Raw genomic sequence first — 17,829 nt, 5'->3', positions numbered from 1 at the left:
ATTTTTAAACATGGATGTACTATGAATAATTCAATTTATTATCATGGTTTTAATAAGCTGCTTTCATTAACCAAATGCCCTAAAGAAGCTCTGCTTTTAGATAAAATCATATTCCATCACCAAGGCACCCTTTTAAAACGTGAAAATAGATTATGGTTTACAAGGAAAATTCCTGATCTTGCTGCAGAACTCGGATTTAGTGAAAGCAGGATTTATATCTACCTAAAAAACCTAGAAGAAGGGCTGATTATCCGAAAGCGATTTAAATATTATGGTGTACCTCGATCTTTTATAGCAATTACTGATACGCTGCAAAGCAAACTACAATTATCTCCCAACGAGCCTGAGCGTACTATAGAAATAAAAGAAAAAACCGCGAATATTGGAAATGATATAAACGAGAGAATGGATTATCTTGTTTCAGAAGATACCAATAATAAAGAAAAAAATAGAGTAATTAATAATATTACTCATAATCAATTAGACACTAAACTCCCTCTAAGCGAACTCAATATAGTTAAAGGGATGCTATTGAATATTCAAAAACAACACGGAGTAAAGCTATCATCCCCTCAAAAGGTTTTAGATGAGGTTGTTTTTTCCTTAAGTAATAAACAACAATTTCAAAATATTGATACTTTCCAACATAAAATAAATATCGTTTCTCAACTTCTTCGTAATAATCGTTGGAGAACACCTAAAGGTTTTAACAAACACTCTCCTGAAGCTCAACGTTATCAAGAAAAAGTCGATCAAGAAAATACTGCTCGATTGAAAATAAAAAAAGAAGAATTTAACTACTCTGGTTTAGATCCTATGACTATAAGCAAGCGACTGCAAAATGTGGATGATTTGACTTATAGTCCTGGCCCTAAAAGTAACTTGCAAACATCGTTACAAGTACAACAAAGCCTAGTTAATGGAATTAAAAGGGACATCAAGACAATAACAAACCCCAATATATTGGAAAATTTCTTAAAAATATTGATGCAAGAAGAAGTAAAATTATCCAAAATCCGAGGTGAATTATCTTTACAGTAGATTATGCAGCAATTTCAATTGGTTGAATCTTTGATTTTATAATGCTGCTCTCAACAGTTTTAGAAAATATCCATAATATGAAAGCACCCAAAAAAGCATACAATCCCAATTGGATAAATGCGTTAGTATAGTGTTCATTACTCACTAAAGGATTTATTGACTCAGATTGTGTCATTAAATTAGAAAAGTAATTCGATAATGTGGCAGATATTCCAGAAACCATCATCCATACCCCCATCATTATACCTTGAAGTTTTTCAGGAGCTAGATTACCTATCATTGCATAACCAACTGGAGCAATTAGTAACTCACCTATTGATTGAAAAATGTAATGCACAACTATCCAACTTATATCTGTTAAACCTTTAGGGCTAGAATCCAGAATACCAATGGCCAACATCAGAAAAGACAAAGCAATAAATAATAGAGAAATTACAAATTGCTTGGAAATTGAAATCGCTATATTTTTTCTTCGTAAGCCGTTAAAAATCATAAGAATTATGGGTGAACCAATAATAACGAATATCGAATTTAAATTCATAATCCACTGTGGAGGAATATAATAACCCCCGATATATAACTTAACGTTGTTCTTTAAAAATTGAGAGACGCCCATTGGCCCAACAAAATAAAGCATCCAAAATATTATTGATGCCACTGTTAAAAATAAGAATGAATAAATTCTTCTTCTCTCAAATTTATCTTTTGAACCATATCCTAAAAACGCTATATAAAATAATGCTGAGGTTCCTATAAGGAGAATTAGACAATTTGCTAACCAAGAAAAATGAAAGCCAATATAAAGAATGGGAATAATTGATAGTATGCATAAAATACCGAGTTTTTCTTTGTAGATATCCCGTTTTGCTTCAGCGGGCTTTCTTATTAAATATTTCCATGATTTGATTATCAGAAATACTGTTATTACGTTAATTAAATTGCTTACCTTAAATAAGTTTTCATAATTATCCTTTAAGTCAATGAATCCACTCAAAATATAACCCGCCAGAAAACCTATGTTCATTGCACTGTAATTATAAAAAAAGGCTTTTTCCCTTAATTGATCTTCATGACTATTAAATTGTTGTGTAATTAAGCAGTTTATACAGGTAGAACCTAAGCCACAACCAATAAGAAATAAGCTCAATCCTAAATAGACAAGTGAATCAGTGCAATTAAGCACCATTACCCCAAACGCTTGTATTATAATTGAAGCGGCAAATAATAGCCTATTACTTAGCAACCTATCACCAATATACCCAGATGCAAAATGTAGAATAAAATTCGAAGCAAGAAAAAAACCTACAATTCCATTGGATTCTGTTTGGCTCAGCCCAATTCTTTTTGTTAAGTAAAGAGACAATGATGAAAATAGGATAGCAAAACTAAATGTTGTTATTCCGTTTAGCCAATGTAAATATACTATCCCTTTAGAAGCCTTCTCTCCAACATCCATTTAACGCCCTACCCCCCCATTATGGTAAGCCCACCTATGCTAATTAATTTTTCAGGAAGAACGTGGCTTAACCAATTTATAGTGACAAATAATTTTGCTATCAAAAGTAAGTAATTATATGAGAAAAAGCAATAAACAACATCATTAAATGACAGAAAGAACGACTCGATGTTATAACTTAATCGAATCTCCATAGAGCATATGACAAGAATCCTGCAAACGTCACATTTCCTCTAAACGTCACATTAAAATCCCGCAAATGTCACAAATCTATCCTGCTAATGTCACTTAACTCCCTGTAAATGTCACATTAAATCCCGTAAATGACACATATCAATTAAGAAAAGCATTTAAAAACAATTAATTACTATAGATTAAACTATTTAAACTACTTAAACAAAAAAACAAACTGTTAGTTGTTGTTTTTTATAAGACTTTATATTGCATATAACATGCAAATGCATATATTATGTTTTTACATAACCTACTTAATAATAACAATATGGCAAAAGTTATTGTAAATGCAACTCACAAAGGTGGTGAGGGAAAGACAACCAATTCGATTGTATTGGCTGAATATTTGGCGCTAATAAAAAACAAAAAAGTACTATCAATGGATCTAGATCCACAGGCTAACTTTTCTGGTCGTTATCTTCAAATGACGTATGATCCAGCTTATCAAGGAGGAAAAATCCCTCCTTTGCATCCAGACTATGAGCCTGATGTCGATATAGACTGGGATGGCAGAAGCGGCATTGCAAATATATTCTATGGTGAAGGAGTTATTCCCTACCCTACACAGATTAATAATCTTGAAATTGCACCTGCACACTCAATTAGATTACAAGAAGCTGAAGCTGTCACGAAACACGAAGTTAAAGAGAAAGTACATTTGCAAATTAAAAAATTTGTAGAGGATCCTGAAGTACAAAAAGCATATGATGTGATTATTATTGATACTCCTCCATCAAAAGGTCCTTTAACAATATCAGCAATCAAAGCTGCAACACATTTAGTTATCCCAGCACAAATGGAACAATTTTCTATTGAGGGAATTTATGGGATGTTGCAACTTTGGAAACAGGAAACTTATGCAAGATCGAAAGATAACCCCATTGAATTGATCGGAATTTTACCTAATCAAGTGCGAAATATTAACATTCATAAGCATTTTCTAAATGATCTAAGAAATAAAGAATTTACCTCTAAATATGTTATTCCTCATGAGATAAAGAAAAGATCTGTCTATACAGAAATACTTGCTGAAAATGCAAATCCTAAAAGTATTTTCGAGCTTTCAGAAAGTAGTATAGAACGTATTGAGTATGAAAATGTATGTCAATATATAACGAATAAGGTATTTAATAATGGCTAAGAAAAAGGTATTTTCTATAGGTAGTTCTTTATCAGATGGATTAGAACAGACTTTTGCTGCAGCTCAAAACTACTCAAATCAATTACGGATTGATGTTATCCCTTTAAGTAAAATAGAAGTTGATCCTGATAATCCAAGAACATTAACGATCTCTATGAATGATCTGCTTCAAGGATTTTCTGAGAACGATCCTTTATTGGAAATAAAATCTAAAGAAAAAGAAGAATTACAATCATTAGCAAATTCAATAAATGATCATGGTATTCTAAATCCAGTCATAGTGTATGAATCAAATGCAAGCTATCGTTTAATTGCTGGTGAACGCAGAACATTAGCTTCTATTTTAATTGGCAAGTCAGATATACAAGCCAAAATAATAGATAAAAAACCTGATGAGCTTAAAATTAGATTATTGCAATGGGTGGAGAATTCCGAACGAACAGACCTTTCATTGCACGATAGACTTCTTAATTTTGAAATGATTGTAAACGCTTATGCGAAAGCTTCTAATTTTAATATTAATGATATACGGTCAATAGATATTAGTAATTTAATAGGTTGTTCAAAACCTCATGCTTCAAATTTAAAGTTACTCTTAGCTGCTGATCAAGATATCAGAAAGATAATCGCTGAAAATAAGATATCTAATATTGAGAAAATTGCTATATTGTGCCAAATCAAAGATTTAGATCTCAGATACAAGGCAATACAGGACGCAATGAATGGAGCAACACTTGCTGATTTAAAAAAATATCTTGAAATAAATTTTGATAAAAATCACCAACATGAAAATGTTACAGTTTCGTCTTATGTAAGAGGTAAAAAAATTAGTTTGGGTTCAATTAATAATATTAATGCAGCAAAGAAAATATTCTGTATTTTATTAGATCATGTTGAAGACAGCATGTTAAAAACAAATCTAGCCAAAGTAAATATGGATAATCCAAGAGATATTTCAAGAGCCCTAAAAACTATTATTTCAAATTTGGAACAAGTTAATGATTAAGCTAGATTCAAAAAATACAAAAGCCAGAATAAGTTACTTGATTTCTGAATTAATCTTATCGGACTTAAAAAACGATATGATAAAGAGCGGATATGATTTAAAGGGAAAAAGTAAATGGATTTGTGAAGCAGTACATGAGTTGTTAAATATGACTAATTATAAAGAACTTGTCATGTTAAGTGATCAAATGCAGGGGTTTGAAAAATTGGACTATATCTCAGTAGATAGATCTTTTAAAACATTAATTAGTGATGCAGTGATCAATATAAGGACAGACTACCCTTCTCTTGAAGGTGTTCAAAGTAAGATATTGAGAACAGCTATTTTGCAAAGATTAATCAAGTCTTAATCTATTTTATTCTAATAGGTGAAATTATTTTTAATGTTGAAACAGAATTTATAAATTTCTAATTATGTAGGAACGCAAATGTGACGTTTGCAGGAAAAAGTTAAGTGACTTAACTTTACAGTGGGTGCGACTTAATTTTTTAGGACATGCGTAATAAATTGAGATGTTTTCTGGCTAAAACTAATTGACTTATCTTTTGGTTGGGTTAATGACATAGATAGATTAAATGTAAATTATTCAAATGTGACATTTACGGGATAAAGTTAAGTCACTTAACTTTCCTCTACGACCGATTACTGTATATTTTTTAGAATATTTGACGAGATGTGACGTTTACAGGATAAAGTTAAGTGGCTTAACTTTTCTTGAGGTGAAGTCTACAAAGGACTTGAAATGACAATAACAAAAACAAATAAAGAGAAATTTGAATTAAAAAAACATATTGCGGCAATCCACTGTCATGGAAAGATAACTTTACTACAGAGGAAAATTGCTAATGCATTATTATTTCATGCATATCATAATTTGATGACTCAAGATGAACATGTAATTCAAATTTCCGAACTAACAAAGCTTGTCGGATTCGATAGTAATGATCATCGAAAAGTAAAAGATGCATTATTAAAACTTTTATCTACAGTAATTGAGTGGAATGTTATTGATGAGTTATCAGAGGATAGTGAAATATGGAATGCAAGTTCAATTATTTCTGATGTATCAATTAGAGGTTCTATATGTAGATACTCATATAGTAATAAAATGAGGAAATTATTATACCATCCTGTACGATACGGTAAAATTGATCTTAATATCCAGACAAAATTTCAATCAAGTTACGGATTAACTCTTTATGAAAATTGTAATAGATATAAATCCATTGGAAATACTCCTTGGTTTGATCTTGACACATTTAGAAAGCTAATGGGTGTTGAGAATGGCTTGTATAAGATATTTAGGGATTTGAATAATAGGGTTATTAAAAAAGCAGTAGATGAAGTTAATCAATATACATTAATGTCAGTGGAGGCAGAATTTAAGAAGCTTAACCGTCAAGTTGTTTCGCTTAGATTTCTTATAAGACAAAAACAACAACAAAATTCAATCTTAGATCAAGATACATCTAATGATTTAATAGATAAGCTAAAGCAAAAATTCGGCTTTTCATCGAAACAAATCGATGAGGTCCTTAAACTATTTGATAAATTATACATAGAAGAAAAAATCAATTTAATAACTAATAGCGAACCATATAAAAATGGTGTAATTAGAAATTTATCAAAATATTTAATGGCGGCATTAAAAGATGATTACCAATCACCAGTAAGTTCAAAAGAACAAATAGATAATCCTAAGAATCAGATTTTTAATAAAAAAAATATAGAGGAATATGAGCTATTTAAACGCAAGCATATTGATACTATGTTCAACAACTTATCCGAAATTGAAAAGAACAACCTAGTTCAACAGTTTCAAGCGAAGATAAAAAAGACAGTCTATTTCTCATTATTTGAAAAAAATGGAATGGAAAATATTCTTATAAAAGATAGATTTCATCTTTTTATACAAGAAGTGATGCAAAATGCAGAGATGCCTTCGATTGAAATGTTCCTTCAGCAAAAAGAAGAATTAAATATAGAAGAGGCTGTTGAGTAAATATTATTCATTATACATATTCAGAAAGATTAAATTTATCACTGGAACTGACTCTGTGGATAATGCTATTCACAGATAGGCTAATGAAAATTTAACGTAAGTTATCCACAAAATCTGTTGATAAAGATGTGTAATATTCGTGAGTAAATGAATTTTTTGGCATGGTCTGTTTTTAGGTGATTTATAGTTGTAAAAAGTGTACAAGCCGCCCGTGATGATTTAAACAAAATCAATACCTTAATGTATCGATCAAAATCGTATTGGGGATATGAGCGTAAGTTTATGGAAAAATTCATGGTATTGTTTCAAATGACGACAGAATATCTTGAAAGAAATACTGTAAAACTTTTTTATATTTCAGAGCATGATCAATGTGAAAAAGCAATCGGGTTTATAGTTTTAGGGTTAGTAACAAAGAGATAGAATGTGATAATTTTTTTATCATATAGGTAAAGGATTGGGGAAGAAAATGTGGTCTACGATGATAGAAGACTTTAAATTGATTGGGGTCAGCAGATTCACTTTATGGAGTGATCCTGGCGCTGAACCATTCTATAAAAAAATGGGATGTATTAAAATCGGTGTTAAAAAATCTCCTATGATGCAAGATAGATATCCTGTGATTTTTGAGTATGAGATTTAAAAAAGTATCAATGAGTATCTTCATTCTATCCGTTATCTCGTTCAGAGTTTTAATGTTTAATCACTAAAAATAGATTTTGTTTCGTGATGCTCGATCAAATAACGTAGATGATTATTAACAGTAGCCCATTCATTTACAATAATGCTATACATACATGTATAGCGTAAGGTATCGTCAGGCATGAACATATGATATTCTTAATATGCCATCGCGTTGGGTTAACATTATGGAATACACCAAACAAATATTGGCGACATTAAGAGAAGGTGATTTTGCCCATCCTGGTGAAATTGAAGCGATTGAGCTTACAATGTCTCCTATTATTAAAGACAAGAAGGCACTTTTATTAGATGTAGGATGTGGATTAGCTGGGACTGCTCATTATGTACAACAAAAAGGATGGGGCATAGTTACTGGCGTTGATATCGTTAAAAATCTTATTGATCATGCAAAGACGAGCTATCCTGATGTACAATTTATATGCGAAGATATTTTGAGCAGCACGAAGCTTGCCCACAAATCATTTCAATGTATCTATAGCTTCAGTGCCTTTTTTTGTTTTGAGTCTCAAGAAATTGCGTTAAAAAAATTATCACAGCTTTCAGATTCTCAAGGGACACTTGTTTTATTTGATTATTCAAGACCCGATGTGATACCAATTCAAAGCCCCTTTCCATGGTCAAAAACAGCCTCTCGTTTTAATCCAATTTATTTACCTGAATTAAAGAAGCGGCTCTCTGCAACTGGATGGACATTTAAAGAAAGTGTTGATCTCAGCGAGCACTTTTATTCACTGGTATACAATTTTATTAGATTCTTTTGAACAAAAGCGTGAGCAGGTTAAGCAGCAATTTGGTCAACAAGCTTGGGATATTCTGTATTCAGGATTCCAACAATTATTGATTGGGCTGAATACTAAAAATAGGTGGTATTGTGGTGTATGCAAGCCTGAATCCTACTTAATCTTTTACAAGGCACTGATATTTTCTAATAGAAAAAACAAAGAATCATTTTATAATGGCACCTATTTTTTTCTTCATGGTATCTTATGCTTCGAATCTTAGTTTTACTGTGCTGTATCTCTCTAAGTTATGCCCAGTCTCCAGGCTCTTTTTCACAATCTAAGAAAATTGCGGCACAGTTATTTCAGAAACACCCTCAAACTATATATTGCCAATGTAGTTATGAAGATAAAGAAGTCAATTTAGCCAGTTGTGGCATGCAAGCTGCTGATTCATACAAACGAGCACATCGCATTGAGTGGGAGCATATTATGGCTGCTGAACATTTTGGGCGGCAATTTGCATGTTGGCGTGAACTCATGTGCGACGACAAACATGGAAAACCTTATAAAGGGCGACGATGTTGTGAAAAAATCGATGAACAATTTCGTCATGTGGAAGCCGAACTTTATAATTTATGGCCAGAAGTAGGGGTGGTGAATCAAGCCCGATCGAACTATCGATTTAGCGTGCTACCTACACAACCCGATTACTTGGGATGTACCATGAAAATTGATAAAAAATTGCGACGTGCTGAACCGCCTGATTCTGCTAAAGGAGTGGTGGCACGTGCTTACTTATTTATGGCGGAACATTATGGATTATCCTTAAGCTCCTCGCAAAAACAATTGTTTATGGTCTGGAATAAAACATTTCCTCCAAGTTCCTGGGAAAAACAATGGGCATTGCAAGTTGCTGCAATTGAAGGATATGAAAATCCTTACATTATAAATTGGCAGGAAAATGCATCGCTTAGGATGGCGTCTCAATAAGAAAAATCACTTGGATGGTTTTTCCTTATTGTTGGCATTGCCATCATCCTTCGATGAGAAGATTTTTTGCGTAAATAATGAGCAAAAAATTTCCCCTCCATTAACTCAAATTTTTTGAGCTGTGTTTTAATTTCCTGAATCAAGCAAACGCTATAAATTTTCTTTATGAGTAGTTCATGAGACTTTTCTCATTAATCGGGATTAAGGACTATACTGATAAAACTTACTAAATGGATGAAAACATGTGCGGTCGATTTGCTTATGTCGCGTCTTATCACAAGTTAAAATATCAATTTCATCTTTCTAATTCGATTGAAATTACCCCTAGATTTAATATTGCACCAGGGGCTGAGTTGGTGTGTCTTGTAGAAATCGAAGCTCATGAAATTCAAAGTGTGTTATTGCACTGGGGACTTCTTCCTTCTTGGGGCAACAGATAGAAAAAAAATAGGTAGCCTCATTAATGCACGCGCCGAAACCCTTTTTGAAAAACCAGCATTTCGTCAAGCGATGAAATCCAAACGCTGTTTAATGCCCATGAGTGGTTTTTACGAATGGCACCAAGAGGATGGGATTAAACAACCTTATTTCTTTCAAAAAAAGAATCGTGACTTACTGGCTGTTGCGGCTCTTTGGGATACCTGGCAGCATGAAGAAGAAGTAATCCATTCCTGTTGTCTCATTACTACTGATGCGAACCCCTTAATGATGCCAGTGCATCATCGGATGCCTGTTATTTTAGATGAAGAGGCTCAAGCCATTTGGCTTAATAACACGCAATGTGATAAAGCACAATTGATAGGACTTTTGAAACCTTATCCTTATGAGGATTTGGAAGGATATCGGGTCACTAATTTAATGAATAAGGCAGACTTTGACCATCCCTTGGCGATGGAACTATTATCTAAATAAAAAAGTTAAAAATATTTTTTCTTAATATTCTCGAAGACTTAATGGTGATTTCAGCTCATGTGGCCTTGATGTGGGATTTACAGCTTATTTTTCCTTGTCTATGATACTTGTACTTAAATCAAAAAAAGAGTCATCATGTCACCACGAGGCGGAAAAAGGGCAGGTGCAGGGCGTCCTAGAGGGGAGCCTACCAAAGCAGTTCGTCTTCCGGTAGCCACAATTGCCGAATTAGAACAATTAAAGAATCGCACAGCGCATCAATTGCCCATATTTGCAAGTAAAGTTCAAGCAGGATTCCCATCCCCTGTAGATGATTACATCGAAGGATATCTCGATTTAAATACCAAATTCATTAAACATCCTTCCGCCACATTTGTTCTGCAGGCCACGGGAGATTCTATGGTGGATGCGGGAATTTTTTCAGGTGATTGGTTGTTAGTCGATAGAAGCATAGAGCCTTCTGACGGGCGCATTGTAATTGCAGCAGTTAATGGCGAGCTCACCGTGAAACGTCTTTCGAAAAAAGGGGGTAGGGTGCAATTACTTCCTGCTAATCCCAAATTTAAACCCATCGATATTACGCAAGAGTGTGAGATGGTGATTTGGGGTGTGGTCACTTTAGTTCTTCATGAGCTTGCCTAACATGTTTGCCCTTGTCGATTGCAATAACTTTTATGCCAGTTGCGAACGTATATTTCGCCCTGATTTAAGAGATGTTCCCATAGTGGTGCTGTCTAATAATGATGGCTGTTGCATTGCACGCTCAAATGAAGCCAAGGCATTGGGTATTGCAATGGGCGAGCCTTATTTCAAAATTAAAAATTTATGCAAGCAGCATGGAGTGATAGCCTTTTCTTCAAATTACACACTTTATGGCAACATAAGTCATCGTGTGATGTGCACTATTGAAGAAAACTGGCCGCACGTGGAAATCTACTCCATTGATGAAGCGTTTCTTGATTTAAGAAGTTTACCGATTGATTGTCATGACACTTTTTGCCAGGAATTACAGAAGAAAATTTTAAAACATACGGGAATACCTACCTCAATTGGTATTGGAGCCACCAAAACGCTGGCTAAAGTGGCCAATCATTTATGCAAAAAGGTTTTTAAGATTCCTGTATTTAATATCACGTCAAATCGTGAGCAATTATTAAAGCAAATATCAGTAGGGGACATATGGGGAGTAGGGCGGCAATGGGAAAATAAATTAATATCGCGAGGTATTCATACTGCCTATGATTTGGCAATGACCAATACTCATCTTTTGAAGAGGAGTTTTAATGTCGTGTTAATGCGTACGGCCATGGAGCTTCAAGGAGTTTCTTGTAATGGTTTAGAAGAAGTTGAGCCAAAACAAAGTATCATGTCGTCAAAAAGTTTTGGACAGATGCAAACCCGATACGCTTCTATTGCCGAATCGGTGAGTGGTCATTGTGCCCGAGCGGTTGAGAAAATGCGCAACCAGCACTTGGTGGCACAGCGCATGTTTGTATTTGTACATACCAATCGGTTTCGGGAGGATTTGGCACAACACTTTCAAGCCATGGAGTTTCGTTTTGTTAATGCAACCGATGATTTGCGTCTAATTACCAAAATTGCCAAACACTGCTTACAACGAATTTTTAAATCCGGGTATTACTATAAAAAAGCAGGTGTTTGTCTTGAAGATTTAATTCCTAAAAACCCTCGCCAGCTGGATATGTTTCATCAGCCCAGTGATGAGCAATTACATCATACAGAACAGCTGATGAGTGTGTTTGATCATATCAATCAAAAGTATGGAAGAAGCACGATTCGACTCGCAGCTGAAGGATATTCAAAACCCTGGGCAATGCGTGCCGAGCTTAAATCACCTGCTTATACCACGCGATGGTCTGAAGTTCCTCAAGTTGGGTTTTACCGCATATCCAGCCCAAACTGGCAATGAGATAGTTAAGCGACCTTAAGTGCCAATATTTTATCTATATCGAACAACATATCCTGCTCTTCAATATCCTGAGTAAAATCATATTCCCCATGCAAATTGACGTAATGCCAGATTAAAGTCGATCCATTGCGAATAATGGTTAACAGCGCCTTTCGGCTTTCTTCATCTTCCAGCAGAGCCAATTTTTGCGAAAGATACAGCTCATTCCATAATACAATTGCATTCTGGATTAGGCGTTGGCAACCAACAACCATTTCCTGTTCATCTTTACTGCTGTATTGAATTTCCTGGTTGTTACCAAACAGGATGGCTTTTGAGAATTTATTCGATAGCTCAATGCGATTTAACTGTTTTTCAACAGCCTGCCGTAATTCCACATCATCAATATACCGAAGAATAAACAGACTTTTAATGATCCGTCCAAATTCCTTGATGGCACAGTACAATGGATGCTGTTTAGAATATGAACTGAGACGCTTGAACAGTTGTGATGCCGTTGTGGATTTAAGTTTAATCGTAACCATCAAACGTAAAATATCATCCCAATGTGTTTTAATTAAATCCGTGTCGATATAGCGATGCGGGAGTATTTTATACCCTTTGGTTTCATAGGTGCCTCTAGAGTTAAAACTGTATAGGGTTGCTTTCTTCAGACCTTTAATTCTTGGTGCGAAATAAATTCCCAGCATGTTCAATATTCCAAAAATTGCTTCGGAATAACCATGTGTATCAGTGGAATGGATGGTACTTTTTATTGAAAGGTTATGTAGTAACCCGTCGGCGACATAGGCTGCCTCTCGCTCGGAGCTACTGATGGATGTGGTATAAAACAGGCGATTCAGTTCATCGATAAAGCTGTAGAGGGAAGATCCTGAGCCACTACCAAAATATTTGAACGATTTATTAGCATTCAATGACTCAACAACTACGCTGACTTTTCGCCCATCGCTTGATGTATGTAATTCACCAGGATTTTTTTGATAGATGCTGGCTAATGATAGCTTACCAAGCAGATCAAGAATGCATTGATTGGCTGCATTAATATTATCAAGACTCATGTGCCAGTTTACAAAGTTTTCCAGGACATCTTCCGTAATCCCTTTGGAAACATTAGCCATCTTGCTGATGCCAATATTGCATCCCATCCCTAAAATTGCCGCATAAAATATGGATGTTTTGGGTAAGATTCTCTTGTCCTTAACGCTATGATGGCGAAAGCACTCAAGGTAACGAGTTAACCGTTGAATATCACTCAATATTTTCAGTACCGATGTGTATTTCTGATCAGCAAATAGAGAAGATACCGACTGCGTATTTATCTTTTCGACTTTAGGTGTTGCCAGAACCATTCGTCCTTTTGAATCAAATTTGATGTGCGGATTTTTGTCTGCCTTAATACGGCGATTGGTTTTATGATATGCCCCATGAAGCTTTTTTTGAAGGGTTGCCATTAATTGATCAATGTCTGCAAAACCGATCAGCCCTGCTTCTTCCAATAGCCGGTTTTTGTTAGCCTGCCAATGTTCTTTTGGGTGTAAATAATTTTCCAGTGACAGGTAGCGATAGGCTGGTTTCAAACTGATAACACCTGCTTTTAAAGAATCTGCCGTGTAAAAATACAGAAGAACCTTATAAAGGGATACTCTGAATTTACCTTCACTGGAATAGAGTGCCGCCTGCTCATTTTCAGATAAAAAGCTGACTGGCGCCTCTTTCCCCACGTTACCTGTTTTAGCCTGATAGTGTTTGATAGCTACCAAAATGGCAGGAATATCCTGATTTTCCGAAATATCAAATGCAATATTGCGCAAAATATCAGCCACTCTGTTCTGTAATTTAAGGGATAAATCTTCCAGAATCTGGTAATAGTTTTGTGCGTTCATCTCATCGAGCGCCTGTTTTGTACATTCATCCAGTTTTGGTTCCGGTGGATGGATTTCCAGGTGTTGGTGATATTCCTCCAGCAGTTGCCTGATTTGCTGAACCTTCTCCGAATCACTTAATATAGGTGATGTTGCCAGCTTTTCAATTTTTTTCAATTGAGCCTTATAGGATATTCTTGCATCTGATAATAATTGCAGCGTTTCCTTTTGCTGGTCTTTTTGTTTAAAGATATGTTCCTTTTCATTTTTCGTAGCGGCGTTTTCCGTTGCCTTCACACAGTTCAGTAAAATATCTGCAAAAATATCCTGTCTTAACTGATACTGATGAACCAGAAAACAGATTATATGGAGATAGCGTTTATCGGACTGAAGCTGATTAATCTGAAACAGACTGGCCTTGCGAACCCAGGTTGCATAATGCTTGATTGTATCATTGTGAAGATTTAGTCTGTCCAGCAAGGGGATGATATTATTATATAGGCCTTGGATTAGTTGATAATCCTCGACACTTTCCTTGATTTCCTTTGGTTTTCTTGAGTGACTAATGGTTTTAAGTCTGGCAATGGTTGAAGAATCAGCATCCTCTATTTTTAGAAGAGCATCCATACTGATTTTTTGATCATCGGATAATTGATCCTCAATCATATAAACCAGATGTTTATCATAATCACTGATTATCTCTGTGATGCTCAAGGCAAATCGATTATAGCGAGGGATCTCAATACGCCTGGCTTTCAGAAGATCGAATACATCCTGTAAAATCTGTCTTGGTGGGTAACGACGGGCAACGCGATCATGGATGCTCTCCCTGAACAATGTTTTTGCCTCTTCATCAAAGGGTTTTATCGCAAGATATTCACGAATTTTCTGTTTGTGGTAATTAAACGTCCGTTGATTATATTTTTTTAGTTGCACCTCATTGCTATCAAAGCCGTATTGCTGGCATATGGCCTTGAGATCAGATTCATAAAACTGTCTTGGCTGGTAGAATCGCGCTCCTGCCAGGCAATACCCAAACAATAAAATAAATCCAGCTTTATTGATGATGCTATCCACGCTTTCCAGCCAGGCTGTTAACTCTGGTGGTAAACCAAAATATTTATTTTGTTCATACGGGGAAAAATTTGGCGGAGCATTGAAAATAGTTTGTTCTGCCGGGGTCAGTATTTCAAGCTTTGCCATTAAGGTACATCCAGGAAATCAAATTTAATTCTTTTAACGCTCGTTTTATTGGGCGAGAAACTATGTCATATTGGTGCATTATAAACGATAATAAAATCTATGGTGTTATGTGTCAAAATGACCTTAATACAAAAGAAATAAAAAATTGGATGAAATTTATATGATTTATGGATACGTTCGGGTGAGCACCCAAGATCAAAGTGTTGATAGTCAGAAAAATAGCATCAGTCGCTATTGCATTGATCAAAAACTGATGGTTGATGAATGGATAGAGCTGGAAATGTCTTCACGGAAGTCCACCGCGCATCGTCGAATCGATGAGCTATTAAATAAATTATTACCAGGTGACGTCATTATTTCTTCTGAATTATCACGGCTTGGACGCTCAATTAAGGAAACGCTTGATACAATAGAAACGATTACTCAAGATAAACAGGCAAGATTAATTTTGATCAAACAAAACCTAGATTTAAATCCTATTGCTAAAAACAATGTGGCCAATAAAGTGCTGATTACTATTTTTTCCACGCTTGCCGAATTAGAAAGAGATTTTATTTCCGAACGCACCAAAGAGGGATTACGTGCGCGTGTTGCCAAAGGCATCAAGCTTGGCAAGCCCAAGGGGGTTATTCAAGCATCTATGTACGATAAAGACAAAGATAAGATTCTTCATCTTCATAAACTTGGTGTACCAATTCAAAAAATTATTGGAACACACTTAGGTTATGGCAAATATTTATCACTTAAGGCATTTATTGACAAAGTAAAAAATGAAGAAATCACTTATTCTGAAAATGCTTAAAACATACAGTGAGCTACAAATATAGCCATAACACCATGATAACACCATAGATATTGTATTTACTTACCAAATAGTTTAAAATATGGACATATTAAATTTGGAGTCAAGTAAATGAAAACAGCTTTATATAATGAATTAGTCCAATTATATCAAGTAGTCCAAGATCAAGCTCAAACAGAAGAAAATCGTAAATTAGCTAGTGACAGATTCGAAGAGCTCGCTCACTCTGATCCTGCAATGAAAAATATTATTCAGGATGCCATCGCTGATGCTCCAACAACACAAGCATCTATATTATATACTTATCGCGCAGCATTAACGGATTACTCTGAAACAAGATCTGTCGCCTCTGCAATACATACTTTTTTTAAAGTAGCTAATACTAGATTACATAATCCCCCGGCAGATGAGCAGCCACGCCCTCCTGAATTATAAGGAATTTAATATAAAGTGGATATGAGTAACAAGGTTATATAATTTAACTTTGTTTCTCTATAATGGGTTTAAATTTCAAAATTAGCAAATACACGAAAAAATAATCATTAAGTTAATGAGCATTAGATATAAGTGTTCATTGCCAGTTTGGGCTGGATATGCGGGAAAACCCCAAGTTCATTTGTGTTGAAAGAGTAAATTATGAATGAACTAAAGGATAGAAATCCGATAAGAAAAATCATTCATATTGATATGGATTGTTTTTATGCTGCAATCGAAATGCGTGATTTTCCTGAGCTTGCGAATAAACCCATCGCGGTAGGAGGAGCAGCTGACCGAAGAGGAGTTATTGCAACGTGCAATTATGCGGCACGAGCATTTGGTGTGCGCTCAGCCATGTCCACCGCACAGGCATTGAAATTATGTCGACATCTCGTCTTGCGGCCTGTGCGTATGGAGGTTTATCGAAATGAAAGTCAGTACATCAGAGCCTTGTTTGAAGAATATACCGATCTTATTGAACCTTTATCCTTGGATGAAGCTTATCTTGATGTGACGGATTCTCCTAATTACAAAGGAAGTGCTACGTGGATGGCACAAGAACTACGTGCGCGAATTTATCAGACACGACACTTGACCTCGAGTGCCGGAATTGCCCCGAACAAAAGTTTGGCAAAAATTGCCAGTGATTGGCATAAACCTAATGGACAGAAGGTAATTCGGCCCGAGGAAATTGCGGCATTTATGATCGACTTGCCGGTCCGCAAATTATTTGGCGTCGGCCCTAAAATGGAGGAAAAACTAAAGACGTTAAATATTAAAACATGTGGTGATTTACACCATTATTCCATGGAGTATTTATCCAATGAATTTGGTGTAATGGGGCAGCGACTTTATGATTTAGCACGTGGAGTTGATGAGCGTCCTGTTAATCCTGAGCGCATTCGCAAATCCATTAGTGTTGAAGAAACTTATTTACAGGACTTACCGGATGTGGAAGCCTGTTTTACTGCTTTACCTGAATTAATGGTGCGTCTTGAAGAACGAATTAAGCGCGCGGAAGCCTCCTCTTCAATACACACTCTTTTTGTTAAATTAAAATTTAATGATTTTCAGCAAACCACGGTGGAATGCATGCATGACAGACTCGATTTAAATAGTTTATGCCAACTCATACACGAAGGATTTTTGAGAAAACGGATACCAGTAAGATTGTTAGGTATCGGAATCAAATTGAAGCAAGAGAAAATCCATGAGGGCATTCAACTTGAATTAAACTTAGATCAGAATGAACTAGATAATTAACTCATGTTACGCACACTCAGTTTTAAGCGGTCATATTTTTGAGCTCCTGCCAAGCAATTTGGTTTGCTCTAACAATGAGTTTG

At 35.2% G+C, this 17,829-nt stretch carries 15 protein-coding genes and 1 pseudogene; 14 read left to right on the top strand and 2 right to left on the bottom strand.

Features of this window, described 5'->3' with window-relative positions; translation table 11 throughout:
• Positions 1-21 precede the first annotated feature (21 nt).
• Entirely contained in the window at positions 22-1,041 is a 1,020-nt protein-coding gene (locus Lsan_RS01985) for a hypothetical protein (protein WP_058512869.1), read from the top strand.
• A 1-nt stretch (position 1,042) separates the two neighbouring features.
• On the opposite strand, the gene Lsan_RS01980 is transcribed toward Lsan_RS01985, so the two are convergent.
• Positions 1,043-2,497 carry a peptide MFS transporter gene (locus Lsan_RS01980; RefSeq protein WP_058512868.1) on the bottom strand — a complete coding sequence of 485 codons (1,455 nt, stop codon included), beginning with the start codon at positions 2,495-2,497 and terminating at the stop codon, positions 1,043-1,045.
• 469 nt (positions 2,498-2,966) lie between these two features.
• Here Lsan_RS01980 and Lsan_RS01975 point away from each other — a divergent pair, with 469 nt between their 5' ends.
• From Lsan_RS01975 to Lsan_RS01935, 10 genes and pseudogenes are all read left to right on the top strand, one after another.
• Complete coding sequence (locus tag Lsan_RS01975) at positions 2,967-3,872, top strand: ParA family protein (RefSeq protein WP_058512867.1); 906 nt, start codon at positions 2,967-2,969, stop codon at positions 3,870-3,872.
• Positions 3,865-4,878, top strand: coding sequence for a ParB/RepB/Spo0J family partition protein (locus Lsan_RS01970; protein WP_058512866.1), 1,014 nt, complete (start codon positions 3,865-3,867; stop codon positions 4,876-4,878). Before Lsan_RS01975 ends, Lsan_RS01970 begins: the two co-directional genes overlap by 8 nt.
• Positions 4,871-5,227 carry a hypothetical protein gene (locus tag Lsan_RS01965; RefSeq protein ID WP_058512865.1) on the top strand — a complete coding sequence of 119 codons (357 nt, stop codon included), beginning with the start codon at positions 4,871-4,873 and terminating at the stop codon, positions 5,225-5,227. The genes Lsan_RS01970 and Lsan_RS01965 overlap by 8 nt, the downstream gene beginning before the upstream one ends.
• Positions 5,228-5,620: 393 nt before the next feature.
• Positions 5,621-6,880: a replication initiation protein gene (locus tag Lsan_RS01960; RefSeq protein ID WP_058512864.1), complete on the top strand. Its 1,260-nt coding sequence runs from the start codon at positions 5,621-5,623 to the stop codon at positions 6,878-6,880.
• 469 nt (positions 6,881-7,349) lie between these two features.
• Positions 7,350-7,523 carry a GNAT family N-acetyltransferase gene (locus Lsan_RS21385; RefSeq protein ID WP_083505064.1) on the top strand — a complete coding sequence of 58 codons (174 nt, stop codon included), beginning with the start codon at positions 7,350-7,352 and terminating at the stop codon, positions 7,521-7,523.
• A 226-nt stretch (positions 7,524-7,749) separates the two neighbouring features.
• A complete protein-coding gene (locus tag Lsan_RS01955) occupies positions 7,750-8,346 on the top strand; it encodes a class I SAM-dependent methyltransferase (RefSeq protein WP_058512863.1) in 597 nt (198 codons plus the stop codon).
• 225 nt (positions 8,347-8,571) lie between these two features.
• Positions 8,572-9,297: an endonuclease gene (locus Lsan_RS01950; RefSeq protein ID WP_058512862.1), complete on the top strand. Its 726-nt coding sequence runs from the start codon at positions 8,572-8,574 to the stop codon at positions 9,295-9,297.
• 242 nt (positions 9,298-9,539) lie between these two features.
• Positions 9,540-10,209: pseudogene (locus tag Lsan_RS01945) on the top strand (SOS response-associated peptidase).
• 135 nt (positions 10,210-10,344) lie between these two features.
• Positions 10,345-10,851: a LexA family protein gene (locus Lsan_RS01940; protein ID WP_058512861.1), complete on the top strand. Its 507-nt coding sequence runs from the start codon at positions 10,345-10,347 to the stop codon at positions 10,849-10,851.
• Positions 10,838-12,139 (top strand): Y-family DNA polymerase, encoded by a 1,302-nt coding sequence (locus Lsan_RS01935; protein ID WP_058512860.1) that lies wholly within the window; start codon positions 10,838-10,840, stop codon positions 12,137-12,139. Before Lsan_RS01940 ends, Lsan_RS01935 begins: the two co-directional genes overlap by 14 nt.
• A 5-nt stretch (positions 12,140-12,144) precedes the next feature.
• On the opposite strand, the gene Lsan_RS21380 is transcribed toward Lsan_RS01935, so the two are convergent.
• Positions 12,145-15,204, bottom strand: a complete 3,060-nt coding sequence (locus Lsan_RS21380) for a Tn3 family transposase (protein WP_058512859.1) — start codon at positions 15,202-15,204, stop codon at positions 12,145-12,147.
• 160 nt (positions 15,205-15,364) lie between these two features.
• On the opposite strand from Lsan_RS21380, the gene Lsan_RS01925 reads away from it, so the two are divergent.
• The 3 genes from Lsan_RS01925 to dinB all read left to right on the top strand — a co-directional run bounded on the left by Lsan_RS01925 (position 15,365) and on the right by dinB (position 17,746).
• Positions 15,365-16,006, top strand: coding sequence for a recombinase family protein (locus Lsan_RS01925; protein WP_058512858.1), 642 nt, complete (start codon positions 15,365-15,367; stop codon positions 16,004-16,006).
• Between the two features lie 111 nt (positions 16,007-16,117).
• A complete protein-coding gene (locus Lsan_RS01920; protein WP_058512857.1) occupies positions 16,118-16,441 on the top strand; it encodes a hypothetical protein in 324 nt (107 codons plus the stop codon).
• Positions 16,442-16,642: 201 nt separating this feature from the next.
• Positions 16,643-17,746, top strand: a complete 1,104-nt coding sequence (gene dinB / locus Lsan_RS01915) for a DNA polymerase IV (protein ID WP_058512856.1) — start codon at positions 16,643-16,645, stop codon at positions 17,744-17,746.
• The last annotated feature ends 83 nt before the right edge of the window (positions 17,747-17,829 follow it).

This window comes from Legionella santicrucis (assembly GCF_001468135.1).
In the GTDB taxonomy this organism is placed as follows: domain Bacteria; phylum Pseudomonadota; class Gammaproteobacteria; order Legionellales; family Legionellaceae; genus Legionella; species Legionella santicrucis.
Note: the sequence above shows the minus strand (reverse complement) of the source record. Positions and strands in the feature narration are given on the sequence as shown.